This window comes from Cellulosimicrobium sp. ES-005, from assembly GCF_040448685.1.
Lineage (GTDB): Bacteria > Actinomycetota > Actinomycetes > Actinomycetales > Cellulomonadaceae > Cellulosimicrobium > Cellulosimicrobium cellulans_G.
Genome location: NZ_CP159290.1, coordinates 479940 through 492289, shown reverse-complemented (window position 1 = coordinate 492289; position 12350 = coordinate 479940). Strand labels below are relative to the sequence as shown.

Annotated in this window: 11 protein-coding genes; 9 read left to right on the top strand and 2 right to left on the bottom strand. The window is 77.3% G+C overall.

Annotation, left to right across the window (positions count from 1 at the left end; genetic code table 11):
• Positions 1-42 precede the first annotated feature (42 nt).
• Both ABRQ22_RS02175 and ABRQ22_RS02170 read left to right on the top strand, forming a co-directional pair.
• Positions 43-744 (top strand): TetR/AcrR family transcriptional regulator, encoded by a 702-nt coding sequence (locus ABRQ22_RS02175; protein ID WP_253053804.1) that lies wholly within the window; start codon positions 43-45, stop codon positions 742-744.
• Between the two features lie 60 nt (positions 745-804).
• The gene (locus tag ABRQ22_RS02170; protein ID WP_353708417.1) at positions 805-1848 is read left to right on the top strand and encodes an NAD-dependent epimerase/dehydratase family protein; all 1044 of its coding nucleotides are present in this window, start codon (positions 805-807) and stop codon (positions 1846-1848) included.
• A gap of 103 nt (positions 1849-1951) precedes the next feature.
• On the opposite strand, the gene ABRQ22_RS02165 is transcribed toward ABRQ22_RS02170, so the two are convergent.
• Positions 1952-2395, bottom strand: a complete 444-nt coding sequence (locus ABRQ22_RS02165; RefSeq protein ID WP_253053816.1) for an OsmC family peroxiredoxin — start codon at positions 2393-2395, stop codon at positions 1952-1954.
• Between the two features lie 255 nt (positions 2396-2650).
• Between ABRQ22_RS02165 and pnuC the strand changes: the two genes are divergently transcribed.
• The 7 genes from pnuC to ABRQ22_RS02130 all read left to right on the top strand — a co-directional run bounded on the left by pnuC (position 2651) and on the right by ABRQ22_RS02130 (position 11515).
• Complete coding sequence (pnuC, locus tag ABRQ22_RS02160; RefSeq protein WP_353708416.1) at positions 2651-3292, top strand: nicotinamide riboside transporter PnuC; 642 nt, start codon at positions 2651-2653, stop codon at positions 3290-3292.
• Positions 3289-4416, top strand: a complete 1128-nt coding sequence (locus ABRQ22_RS02155) for an AAA family ATPase (RefSeq protein WP_353708415.1) — start codon at positions 3289-3291, stop codon at positions 4414-4416. Before pnuC ends, ABRQ22_RS02155 begins: the two co-directional genes overlap by 4 nt.
• An 82-nt stretch (positions 4417-4498) precedes the next feature.
• A complete protein-coding gene (locus tag ABRQ22_RS02150) occupies positions 4499-6106 on the top strand; it encodes an ATPase (protein WP_353708414.1) in 1608 nt (535 codons plus the stop codon).
• Positions 6103-7386: a hypothetical protein gene (locus ABRQ22_RS02145; RefSeq protein WP_353708413.1), complete on the top strand. Its 1284-nt coding sequence runs from the start codon at positions 6103-6105 to the stop codon at positions 7384-7386. The genes ABRQ22_RS02150 and ABRQ22_RS02145 overlap by 4 nt, the downstream gene beginning before the upstream one ends.
• Positions 7383-9371 (top strand): hypothetical protein, encoded by a 1989-nt coding sequence (locus ABRQ22_RS02140; protein WP_353708412.1) that lies wholly within the window; start codon positions 7383-7385, stop codon positions 9369-9371. The genes ABRQ22_RS02145 and ABRQ22_RS02140 overlap by 4 nt, the downstream gene beginning before the upstream one ends.
• On the top strand, positions 9361-9972 hold the full coding sequence (locus tag ABRQ22_RS02135) for a hypothetical protein (protein ID WP_353708411.1): 612 nt from the start codon (positions 9361-9363) through the stop codon (positions 9970-9972). Before ABRQ22_RS02140 ends, ABRQ22_RS02135 begins: the two co-directional genes overlap by 11 nt.
• Positions 9973-9994: 22 nt before the next feature.
• Entirely contained in the window at positions 9995-11515 is a 1521-nt protein-coding gene (locus tag ABRQ22_RS02130; protein WP_353708410.1) for an AMP-dependent synthetase, read from the top strand.
• A 4-nt stretch (positions 11516-11519) separates the two neighbouring features.
• Here ABRQ22_RS02130 and ABRQ22_RS02125 read toward each other — a convergent pair whose 3' ends face one another.
• The gene (locus ABRQ22_RS02125; protein ID WP_253053831.1) at positions 11520-12254 is read right to left on the bottom strand and encodes a hypothetical protein; all 735 of its coding nucleotides are present in this window, start codon (positions 12252-12254) and stop codon (positions 11520-11522) included.
• Positions 12255-12350 lie beyond the last annotated feature (96 nt).

Sequence of the window (12350 nt, the reverse complement as noted above, 5' to 3'; positions counted from 1 at the left end):
CTCTTGTTGACTCGCGGTCAACAACGGCGTACAACGGAGGTCATGCCCCGCACGCCCGCCCCCTCTCCCGCTGCCCCGGCCGACGCGGCGAGCCCGCCACCCGGTGCGCGCCGCCGCCGCGAGCCCGCCGACCGTCGCCGCGAGCTGCTCGACGCCGCCGCGCGGCAGGCCGACGAGCACGGCCTGGAGTCCCTCACCCCCGCGGTCGTGGCCGCGCGGTCGGGAGCGTCCAAGGCGCTCGTCTTCCACTACTTCGGGTCCACCGCCGGACTGCGCCGGGCCGTCGCGCTCGAGGCCGTGGCGGGGCTCGAGGCGGCGACCGTCGCACCGGACGATCGTCCCCTCGCCGAGCGTCCGGCGCTCGCCGTCGGGTCGTTCCTCGACGCGGTCGAGGCCCGGCGCCTCGTCTGGCAGGACCTGTGGCGCGGCGCGCTCGCCGAGGACGACGCGACGCAGGAGGCGCTCGCGCGCGTCCGCGAGGGACTCGTCGCCCGGCTGACCACCACGGTCTCCGCGACGTCCGGCGCGCCGCTCACGTCACCACGCCTCCGGCTGATCGCCGCGGGCTGGGTCGCGCTCGTCGAGAACGTCACCGCGGCGTGGCTCGGCGGGAGCGACCTGTCCCGCGCGGAGATCGAGCGGCTCGTCCTGGCGAGCGCGGTCGTCCTCGTGCCCGAGCTCCCCGAGCCCGCGCGCGGAGCCGTCCTCGCCATCGCCCGGGCGAACTCGGGCGCGGCGGGCTAGCGTCGGGAGAGCGCCCGCCACACGGACACAGGGCGGGCGGACGAGGTCGGGAGGCAGCGCATGCGCGTGGTGGTCGTCGGGGCGAGCGGGAACGTCGGCACGGCGGTGCTGCGTCGGCTCGCGGCCGAACCCGTCGTGACGTCCCTCGTCGCGGTCGCGCGGCGCGTGCCGCGCGCCGACGGGTCGAGCACCGTGCGCGCCCCGCACGACGCGGCGACGTGGCGGTACGCGGACGTCGCCGCCGCCGACGCGGACGAGCGGCTCGACGCCGCGCTGGCGGGAGCGGACGTCGTCGTGCACCTCGCGTGGGCGGTCCAGCCGAGCCACGACCGCAAGCGCCTGCGCCGCGTCAACGTCGAGGGCACGCGCCGCGTCGTCGAGGCGGCGCAGCGGGCCGGCGTCGCGCACCTCGTCGTCGCGTCGTCCGTCGGCGCCTACTCGCCCGCCCCGTACGCGGGCGATGCGCGCGACACGCCGGTCAACGAGGGCTGGCCCGTCGAGGGGATCCCCGGCTCGTCGTACTCCGAGGACAAGGCGGCCGTCGAGACGCTGCTCGACGACCTCGACCGCCGGAGCGGGATCGTCGTCTCGCGCGTGCGCTCGGCGCTGGTGTTCCAGCGCGACGCCGCCTCCGAGATCGCGCGGTACTTCCTCGGCCCGCTCGGCACGCGCGCGCTCCGCCGCTCCCCCCTGCCCGCCGTCCCCCTACCCGAGGGGCTGCGCCTCCAGGTGGTGCACGCCGAGGACGCGGCCGAGGCGTACGCGCGCATCGTGGTCGGCCGGCACCCCGGGCCGTTCAACGTCGCCCACCCCACGGTGCTGACGCCGCAGGACGTGGCGGACGTCGTCGCCGACGGCTCGCTGCGCACCGTCCCCTACGGGACGGCCCGGACCGCCGTCGCGGCCGCGTGGCGGGCGCGCCTGGCCCCGGTGGGCGAGGGCTGGCTCGACATGGCGATGCGCGTCCCCGTGCTGGACACGAGCCTCGCCGGGGAGCTCCTGCGGTGGCACCCGGCCCACGGCGCGAAGGACACGCTCGCCGAGCTCGTCGACGGGATCCGCGCCGGCGCCGGGACCTCGACCCCGCCGCTCCTCCCCCGCTGACGTCACCCGGGCTGCGCCCCGGGCGTCGCCGAGCACGACATGAGGGTCGCTATCCCACGGATAACGACCCTCATGTCGTGCTCGGCGCGCGGGCGCGCAGGCGTCAGCTCTCGAGAGCGGCGTCCAGCGTGATCGTGGGGACGCCCGCGAGCGCCTTCGACACGGGGCAGGTCGCCTTGGCCGCCTCGGCCGCCTGCTGGAACCCGGCCTCGTCGATGCCCTCGACCTCGCCGCGGACCGTGAGCGCGATCGTCGGGATCTGGAAGCCGCCCGCGGGGTCCGGCGCGAGCGTGACCTCGGCGGTCACCTCGAGCGAGACGGGCGTCGCGCCTGCCTCGCCGAGCAGCGCCGAGAACTGCATGGCGTAGCAGGACGAGTGCGCGGCGGCGATGAGCTCCTCGGGGCTCGTGACGCCGCCCGCGTCGTCCGCGGCGCGGCGCGGGAACGAGACGTCGTACGTGCCGACCTTCGAGCTCGACAGCTCGACCTGGCCCTGACCGTCCTGCAGGCCACCGTTCCAGGCGGTACGAGCGATACGCGTGGGCATACGAGATCTCCTTCGACGTCCGGGTACCCGGGAGGGACCCGGGCTCGTCCCGACCGTAACGCCCCGCGGGCCCACCTGCCCCCGAGCGCGGCACACGTCACAGTGCCGCGAGATCGGCGGTCCCGGTCGAGATCGGCGATCGCGGTCGAGATCGGCGGTCGCAGTCGCCGATCTCGACCGCAGGTGCCGAGGTCGCGGTGCCGCCGCACGAGCACCGCCCCGGCTCTCGGCGACGCGCCCGTAGAGTGTGCGCCCGTGAGCGTCGAGGAGATCCTGGGGTTCGTCACGGGCGCCGCGTGCGTGTGGCTCGCGGTGCGGCAGAACGTGTGGACGTTCCCCGTCGGGCTGGCCAACAACGTGGTGTTCCTCGTGCTGTTCACCGGCGCGGGCCTGTACGCGAACGCGGGGCTGCAGGTCGTGTACCTCGTGCTCGGCGCGCTCGGCTGGTACTGGTGGCTGCGTGGCGGCACCGACCGGGGACGCCTCGTGGTGCACCGGACGCCGCGCGCGGCGTGGGTGGTCGGGCTGGTCGCCGCCGCGGCGACCACGGCCGCGCTCGTCGCCGTCCTCACGACCTGGACCGACTCCGCGGTGCCGTTCTGGGACGCGCTGACGACGTCGTCGAGCCTGCTCGCGCAGACGATGCTCGGGCGCAAGTGGATCGGGAACTGGTGGGTCTGGATCGCGACGGACGTCGTGCTCGTCGGGCTCTACGCGAGCCAGGGCCTGTGGCTCACCGCCGCGCTCTACGTCGGGTTCGTGGCGCTGTGCGTGCAGGGCCTGCGGGAGTGGTCCGCGGCCCGGCGCGACCCCGGCGCCGAGGCGGCCGCGGGCGTCGTCGAGCCCGGAGCCGTCGGTCCGGCCCCCGTGCCCGACGACGCGGAGCCGGCCCGGTGACGCGGCTCGCCCACGGCCTCGTCATCGGCAAGTTCTACCCGCCGCACGCCGGGCACGTGCACCTCGTCCGCACCGCGCTCGCGCGCTGCGAGCGCGTCACCGTGCAGGTGCTCGCCTCGACGAGCGAGTCGATCCCCGCCGAGACCCGGGCGGCGTGGCTGCGCGCCGAGGTCCCGGGCGCCCGCGTCGTCCACGGGCTCGACGACGCCCCCGTCGACTACGCCGACCCCCACGCGTGGGACGAGCACGTGAAGGTCATGCGGTCGCTGCTCGACCCCGACGACCCGCCCGTCGACGCGGTGCTCACCTCCGACCGGTACGGCGTCGAGCTCGCGCGACGCTTCGACGCCACGTGGGTCCAGGTGGACCCCGACCGCCGGCACCTGCCCGTGTCCGGGTCCGCGGTCCGCGCCGACCCCGCGGCGCACTGGTGGGCGCTGCCCGCGCCGGTCCGGTCCTGGTACGTGCGGCGCGTCGTCGTGCTCGGCGCCGAGTCCACCGGCTCGACGACGCTCGCCGCCGACCTCGCCGCCCACCTCGGGCTCGACCCCGTGCTGGAGTTCGGGCGCGAGTGGTCCGAGGTCCGGCCCGGCGGCCTCGCCGCGCCGTGGCACACCGCCGAGTTCGACCTCGTCGCGCGCGAGCAGGCCCGGCGCGAGGACGACGCCGCCGCCGTGTCGCCCGTCCCGCTCCTCGTGTGCGACACCGACGTGCTCGCCACGACCCTGTGGCACGAGCGCTACGTGGGGCACCGCTCCCCCACCGTCGAGGCGCTCGCCGCCGCCCGCCGCCCCGACCTCTACGTCCTCACGGGCGACGAGATCCCGTTCGTCCAGGACGGCCTGCGCGACGGCGAGCACGTGCGGCACGCGATGCAGGACCGGTTCCGCGAGGTCCTCGCCGCGACCGGCCCGCGCCTGGCGGACCCGGCCGACGTGGTGCGCCACCTCGGCCCCGCCGAGCTGCCGACGCCGGACGGTGCCCGCCCCGGCGTCCCGTGGTTCGAGGTGAGCGGCGACCGGGCGAGCCGGCTCGCCCAGGCGCTGGCCGCCGTCGGGCCGCTGCTCGCCACCCCGCGCCACGTCGCCGACCCGCTCCCCCAGGCCGGCACCGACGCTTTCTGATCCCCGGCCCCGCCCCGGCGAGCCCCACGGACCCGGCACGGACGTCCCCACGACCCGCGGACGACGGTGGCAGGATCGGCCCGTGACCGATCTCGAGCACGTGTCCTCCGCGCCGACCCGGCCGCAGCCCGGGGGGCAGGCCGACGGGCGCGACCCGTTCGCCCTGGGCGTCGACGACCTGTTCGGCACGCCCGTCGTCGGGGCCGGCCCCGACGACGGCGCGGCCCGGGGCGGGCTGCCGCTCGACGAGAAGCTGCGCCAGGCGTACTTCTGGGTCGTCAACCACGCGATCATCAGCCCGCACTACGACGTCGAGTTCGCGGCGCCCGGCGCGCGGGAGACGAGCTTCCGCCTCGGCGACTCGAAGGCGCTCCTCACGCTGCCGAGCGACCAGTCGTACTCGAGCTTCGTGCTGCTGCCGCTCCTGACGTTCGCCGTGCGCGGGCGGTGCCTCATGATCGGCGGGCCGGGCCGCGGGAAGACCGCGAGCGCCGTGCTCATGGGCGTCCTCGCCGGCTACCCGGTGCGCGACGTGCGCCGCGCGATGCAGCACGGGCACCCGCAGCTCACGGTGTCGGACCTGTTCGGCACGCCGCTCCCCAAGGATCTGGTGCAGGCGGACAGCCTCGCGGACGTGGACGTCGCGTGGCGGTCGTGGCTGGGCATGCGCGTGAAGATCGTCGACGAGTACAACCGCATCCCGACGCGCACGCAGTCGGCGCTGCTCACGGTGCTCGCGGACGGGTACGTCGAGGTGTACGACCAGGTCTACGAGACGGGCGACGCCGCCTGGTACCTCACGGCGAACGACGACGCGGGCGGCGGCACGTACCAGGTGGTCGACGCGCTGCGGGACCGCATCGACGTCGTCGTGCACGCGCTGCCGTTCAACAACCGCTTCCTCGGCGACCTCGTGGCCCGGGCGGAGCGGCGCGTGCGCCCGGAGGAGAACGTGCCGCCGGAGATCGTGTTCGACGCCGCCGAGCACGACGCGCTGCACGCCGCGATCCTCGCCGTCCCGTTCCCGGAGCCGGTGCGCCGTCGCCTCGAGTTCTTCGCGAGCCAGCTCGAGGTGCTGGAGCGCGCGGGGTGGCAGTTCGAGTACCGGACGAAGGACACGGCGCGCGTCGCGGGCGTGGACCCGCACCTCGTCGCGACGGCGGACACGGGCCGCGACCGCCTGGGCGACGTGGGGGCGCAGACCCTCAACGGCCTGTCGGTGCGCGCGCTGCAGTCGCTCGTCGCGTACGCGAAGGCGATGGCGTACTTCCGCGGGGACGCCGAGGTGGAGCTCGCCGACCTGCGGGCGGTGCTCCCGTTCGTGCTGCACGACAAGCTGCTCCCCGACCTGCAGTCGGCCCCGTTCGACGACCGCGAGCGCGAGCCGCTGCGCTCGGACCGCGTGTCGTGGATCCGCGACCTCTTCGACACGGCGTGCCGCCAGTACGACGCCGCCGGCCTCGACGACCAGGACGACGTCGGGGCGGTCCTCGCGGACGTCGCGGCCGGGTTCGAGGGGCTGCCCGAGGCGGAGGTGCTGCGCCGGCTCGCCCGGATCGAGCACGTGCTCGCGTCGTGGGAGAAGCACGTCAAGCTGCACGGCCACGTGTACGAGGACGCGCTCGCGCTCAAGTACGCCCACCAGCGGTACACGAACTACCTCACCTGGCTGCGCTGGAGCGGCGCGTGACGCTGCCCGACGGCGGACACCCGCCGTCGGCCGGGGACGCGGGTCCCGGGGTCCGCCCGACGTTCGCCGCCCGCGCCCTCGCGGAGCGCGCGCGGTACGACGCCGTCCTCGCGCGGGCGCTCGCGCACGGCGCGGACCGCGACGGCCTGGCCGACGCGGTGCGGGAGGTGGCCGCGGCCGCGGACCCGCTCGCCCGGCAGCTCGGTGCGGACGCGTTCGCGGCGACGTGCGACGCGCTCGTCGACGCGCTCGCGCGGCTCGCCGCCGCGCGTCGCTGGCGTCCTGGCGCACCGGAGCGGCGCGCGCTCCTCGACGTCGTCCCGCGGCTCGCGCCGTGGCTCGCCCTCGCCCCCGCGGCCACGGTCGCAGCGGTCGTCGACGCCGCACGGGCCGTCGGCGGCCGTCCCGGCGCGCGCGGGGACGTGACGGCGTGGGCGGCGCGCGTGGTCGACGCCGCCACCGTGGGGGTCGGTAGCCCGGCGGACGTCGGTCCGGGACCCTCCGCGGCGGACCTGGTCCGGGGCGCGGTGCTCGTCGCGGCGTGGCGCAGCGGGCTCGTGCGCTACCGGGGCGCGGCGCTCGACGCCGCGCGGTCGCTCCCGGAGCCGGTCGCGCGGGCCGCGCTGTCGCTCCCTGCGTCCGGGGCGGGCGGGGCCTCCGGGACGGTCGGGACGGTCGACGCCGCGGACCTGCGGGCCGTGCTCGACCGCCACGCCGCGGACCCGTGGTGGTGGCCCGCCGTCGGGCCGGGCGACGAGCCCGCCGGGGCACGGTGGGTCCTGCTCCCGGGCGCTCCCGGGCCCGCCCAGGTCCTGGGTCGCTTCGGCGGCTTCCGCGGGTTCGGCGGGCCGTGGCTGTCGCCCGCGCTGGTGGTCGGCACCGACGCGCGCCATCCCGGCCTGCGCTGGGTGCTGCTCTCGACCGGCGACGGCGTGCCGGCCGCCGTGGGCGCCGCGGCGGACGCCGCGACCGTCGGCGCCGAGACGGTCGAGTGGACGCTCGTCGCCGACGTCCACGGCGCGTTCGTCGCGCGCGCCCCGGGCGCCGGCGACCACGCCACGGGCGCGGTCACGCCGCCCCGCGCCGACATCGACGTCGACGACCAGGGCCTGCACGGGTCGGACCACGGTCCCGCCGGACGACCCACGCCCGACCCGGCGCCCGACGCGGCCCTGACCGACGTCAGCGGCGCCGCGGTGGTCGAGACGCCGTCGGGCCGGCTCGCGCTGCTGAGCCGGACCGGCTCGTACGACGTCCTCCTCGTGCGGTGGCCCCGGTGAGCGCGCCCGCGCAGGGACCGGTCGGGGCGCTGCCCGACGAGCGACCTCGCGCCGACCTCGGGGCGCTGCGTCAGCGGTGGCAGGCCGCGTGGCCCGAGGCGCTCGCGGCCTGGGGCCGGTTCACGCGCCTCGGCGCCCCGACGCTGCACGGACCCGGCACCGTTCCGGAGGGGGTCGGGTCGTTCGCGTGGTTCTCGACGACCCGCGTGAGCGTGCACGTGGACCTCGCCGAGGTCGTGGCGCTGGGGATCGAGGACCACGCGGTCGCGGTCCTCGCGCACGAGGTGGGTCACCACGTGCTCTCCCCCGGCGACCTCACGACGAGCGCGCTCCTCGTCGCGCGCACGCGCGCCGGGCTCGTGGACCAGGACCAGCTCGCGCCGCTCACCGCCAACCTGTGGAGCGACCTGCTCATCAACGACCGCCTGCAGCGCCGCGCCGGGATCGACCTCGCCGGGCTGTGGCGCGCGCTGGGGCCGGGGACGAGCACGGTCATGCAGACCGTGCTCCGCGCGGACGAGATCCTCTGGGGTCTGCCGCGCGGCAACCTCACCGCGTCCGACGTCCCGGTGGCCGAGCGCGAGGCGACGCTCGTCGCGCGCCTCGTGCGCGCCTACGCGGACGACCCCGTGGGCGGCGCCGCGGGGTTCGCCGCGCTGCTGCGCACGCTGCTCGCGGCGGAGGCGGGGTCGCCGGCCACCGCGCAGGACCCGCGCCGCCAGGCCCGGCCCGAGCGCGGGGACCGCGAGGCCCGACGGCGGCACCTCCAGCGGCGGCGGTCCACGCTGCCCCAGGTCGTCTGCGGGCAGGACGAGGTGGCCGGGGCGGTGCCCGGCGGGCTCGCGACGGACCCGCGCGCCGTCGAGCCGGTGCGGCACCCCGCGCTCGACCCGCGCGTCGTCGGGGACCTCGGGCTGGGCGCGGAGGAAGACCCCGTGACGGACGCCGCGCACCACGCGCCCGGGACGGACGGCGAGGGCGCGCACGACGCGACCGGCCAGGCCCTCGCGCCGGCGGACTACGACGCGACGCTCCGGCTGCTCGGGCTCACGACGGACGCCGCGGCGTCCGCCCGGCGCTGGTACCGCGAGCGCGCCGCGCCCCTGCTCGTCCCGTTCCCCGTGCGCGAGCACGTGCGCGCCACCGAGCCGCTGCTCGGCGCGCACGAGCAGTGGGACGTGGGCGACGAGCTGGGCGACGTGGACTGGACCGGGACGCTGCTGCGCTCGCCCGTCGTCGTGCCGGGGTTCACGACCGTGCGCCGGTCGGTCGACGAGGACGCGGGCGACGAGCCCGACCGCGTCCCCGTCGACCTCGACCTCTACCTCGACTCGTCCGGCTCGATGCCGGACCCGACGCGACGCGTCGCGCCGATCGCGCTCGCCGGGGCCGTCCTCGCGCTCTCGGCCCTGCGTGCGGGTGCCCGCGTGCAGGCCACGACGTGGAGCGGGCCGCAGCAGGTCGCCGGGACGGACGGGTTCGTGCGCGACGAGGACCGCGTGCTCGACGCGGTCGTCGCGCACTTCGGCGGCTCGACGTCGTTCCCGGTCCCGCTCCTGGAGCGCACGCACCTCGGCGACCCGGTCACCGGCGCCCCGCCGACGCGCACCCGCCCGTGCCACGTCGCCGTCATCTCCGACGACGGCGTCGTGTCGATGTTCGACGACGTCGTCCGGCTCCGCTGGGGTGCGCGCCCCGACACGGAGCTCGTGGCGCCCCACGAGGGCACCGCGGCGCGCGCCGTCGCGGCCGCCGGGGGCGGGGGCACGCTCGTGCTGGACGTCTCGGCGAAGGGTGCCGAGACGGTGCGGGACTACGCGGTGGGCTACCGGGTCCACGCCGTGCAGACCCAGGACGACCTCGTCGCGTTCGCCCGCGCCTTCGCGCGCGAGCTGTGGGGCTCCTCGACCGGCGCCCCGGCGAGCGCACCGTCGAGGAGCACGACAGCGAGCAGCCGACCGGAAGGAGCCCGCCGTGACCGATGACCTCGCCCGCCCGACGGTCGAGGGCCCCGCGCTCGCCGACGTCGTGCACCGTCTGGCCGACACGCCCCCGGACGTGCTGGACCACCGGGTGGTCGCGGCCGCCGCGCTCGTCGGCGACACCGCCGACCTCCTCGCCGGGTCCGGCGCGGTCGGCGTGCTGCGCGGCCCGCAGCGCGCCGCCGTCGAGGCGCTGTGCACGCACGCCCCGTACGCGGCGCTCGCCGGGACGGTCTGCTGGCTGCTGCGCGACGAGCGCCTGCTCGCCGCGCCCGCGTCCCGGGCCGCCGCGACGCCGGGCGCGCTCGTCCGGGTCGTCGAGCAGACCGTGCCCGCCCTCGCCCTGCTCCGGACGCCGGACGAGTGGCTGCACGCGCCGACGGCGCGCGAGGAGCTGGCGCGCGCCGTGCTGCGCGAGCTCGGGCTGCGGCCCGCGGGCGAGAGCCCCGAGGTGGCCGCGGACCGGTGGGTGGCCGTGAGCACGGCCGAGCAGCGCCGGATCGCCCGCGAGATGGCGCAGGAGGCGCGCCGCGCCGAGCAGCTCGCCCGCGAGCTCGCGGAGAAGCGCGCCAAGGAGGCCGCCGCGCAGTACGCGAACTACTAGCGAAGCTCCTGACGAGGACTCCATGACGACACCCGACGACGCCCCCGACCTCACGCTCGACGAGTACGCCCCGGGCTCCGCGGTCGCGCTCACCGACGCCGAGCGCTGGCCCACGCTCGACGACGCGGGCCGGGCCGCGCTCGACGCGGTGCGGGACCACCCCGCCGCGCCCGCCTGGGTCCACGTCACGGGCGACCGGCTGCGCCCCGACGACCTGCCCGTGCTCGACGAGGTCGCGGCCCGCCTCGCCGCGGGCCGTACCGACACCCGTACCGGCACCCGCGCCGAGCGCCCCGCTGCGTCGCCCGACACCGGCCCTCCGCCCGTCGACCCGCCCGCGTGGGTGGACGCCCTGGTCGACCGGGCGCACGCCGTCGTGCCGCGGTACCGCCGGGCGCGCGACCGCGGGGAGAGCCGGGCCGGGTCGCCGCTCACCGCGGTCCGACCCGTCACGCGCGACGACCTGCGGCACGACGTGGCGTCGTTCGTGCCCGTGGACGTGCCGCTCGGCCGCGTGCTCGAGGGCACGAGCTCCGGCAGCACGGGCGCGGCGGTCCGCGTCCCGCTGCACCCCGTGGCCGTCGCGGCGGACCTCGTGCTCCTGCAGCACCTCGTCGCGAGCACGGGCGCGGACTGGGAGCCCGCGCCCGGCCGCCTGGGCCTGATGAACCTCGTGGACCAGCGCGAGGCGTTCACGTACGCGTCGGCGATGACCGGGTTCCGGCGCGGCCCCGGCGTCGCCGCACCGACCATGGCGCGCGTCAACCTCGACCCCGGCGCGTGGACGCGCCCGGGCGACCGTGCGGCGTTCCTCGCGGCGCAGGACCCGCAGGTGGTGTCGAGCTCGCCGCTGCCGCTGCTCGCGCTCGCCCGGCTCGCGCACGAGGGTCTCACCCTGCACCCGGTCGCGCTCGTCAGCGGGGCCGCGCACCTGTCGGGCGTCGCCCGCGCACGCCTGCACGCCACGTGGGACGTGCCCGTCGTCGACCTCTACGGGCTGCGCGAGACGGGCGCGGTCGCGGCCCGCACGGACGGGGGGCCGTTCGTCGTCGTCGGGGGCCGACGCGTCTGGGTCGAGATCCTCGACGACGACGGCGTGCCCGTCCCCGACGGCGGCCTCGGCGAGGTCGTCGTCACGGTCGACGAGAACCCGTACCTGCCGCTGCTGCGCTACCGCACCGGCGACCGCGCGCGGATCGTGCGGCGCGGTGACCAGGTCGAGCTGCACGACCTGGAGGGCCGGTCGCCCGTGCGCTACCTGCGGCCCGACGGCGCCTGGGTGCCGTCGGTCGACGCCGCCCAGCACCTCCAGGCCCACGGCATGGCCGCGTGGCAGCTCCACCAGGCGGCTGACGGGAGCGTGGTGCTCGACGTCGTCCCCGACGCGCCCGGTGACGCCGGGGCCAGGGCCGTGCGCGCCGCGGGGGACGCCGTCGGGCACCTGCTGGGACGCCGCGTCGCCGTGCGCGAGGTGAGCCCCGCCCGGCTCGGGGCGGGCCGGGCGCGTCGCTGGTCGAGCGACGTGCCCGGCGGGGCCGCGTGACGCCTCAGCCGAGCTGGCCGACCGGGCGGTAGACGACCGAGGACGCCTTGTTGTCGAACGTGCCCAGCGTCGCGCAGTGCGGCGTGCAGTTCTTCTTCGCGCCCGCGTAGCTGTACGAGTCGTACAGGGTCACCCAGCAGCCCGCGTAGGTCGTGGCGGAGCTGACGACGTTGTTCATGAGCAGGTTCGCGAGGTTCGGGAACCCGTAGGTGGACCCGCCGTAGCAGCCGTTGGTGCCGGAGCCGTAGAGCACCTTCGACGCGCCCTTGTAGTTGGCGTCCCGCCACAGCACGCCCAGGACGAGCGAGCTCGCCGCCGCGGTGGTCGCGCGCGCCGTCGTGCCGAGACCCGACCCGGCCACCGCCGACGCGTTGAGCTCGGCGACGAGCCCCTCGACCTCGGCGGGGGTCGCGTCGGCGAGGCGCGCCGCGGCGACGTCGCCGCCCGAGGCGAACTCCAGCGCCTCCTCGAGCGAGTCGAAGCACACCTCGGGCGCCGGCGGGAGCGTGGCGGGGTCCTGGCCGGGCAGGAGGGGCTGGGCCTGCACCGCGCAGCTCTCCCCGCTGGAGACCTGCGCGTCGGAGGCGGCGTCGGCGGTCGGGTCGGTCGTGGCCGTCCGGTCCCACGTCACGACGCGCAGGTCGGGCTCGGACGCCAGGGCAGGAGAGGCGACCGCGGCGGTCGCGACGACGCCGGCGACGAGCGCGGCGGACAGGACCCGGAGCGAGGATCTGGTCATGGTTCTCCTTCTGCGTGGGCCACGCCCCCGGGTTTCGCACCCCCGTGGACCTGACGCGGGAAGGGGACTCCCACAGGACGGCCACGTCCTGTGACC

Excerpts from the sequence above, each read along its gene's own strand:
- ABRQ22_RS02175 (WP_253053804.1), top strand. The coding sequence starts at position 43 with ATGCCCCGCACGCCCGCCCCCTCTCCCGCTGCCCCGGCCGACGCGGCG.
- ABRQ22_RS02170 (WP_353708417.1), top strand. The coding sequence starts at position 805 with ATGCGCGTGGTGGTCGTCGGGGCGAGCGGGAACGTCGGCACGGCGGTG.
- ABRQ22_RS02165 (WP_253053816.1), bottom strand. The coding sequence starts at position 2,395 with ATGCCCACGCGTATCGCTCGTACCGCCTGGAACGGTGGCCTGCAGGAC.
- ABRQ22_RS02130 (WP_353708410.1), top strand. The coding sequence starts at position 9,995 with ATGACGACACCCGACGACGCCCCCGACCTCACGCTCGACGAGTACGCC.
- ABRQ22_RS02125 (WP_253053831.1), bottom strand. The coding sequence starts at position 12,254 with ATGACCAGATCCTCGCTCCGGGTCCTGTCCGCCGCGCTCGTCGCCGGC.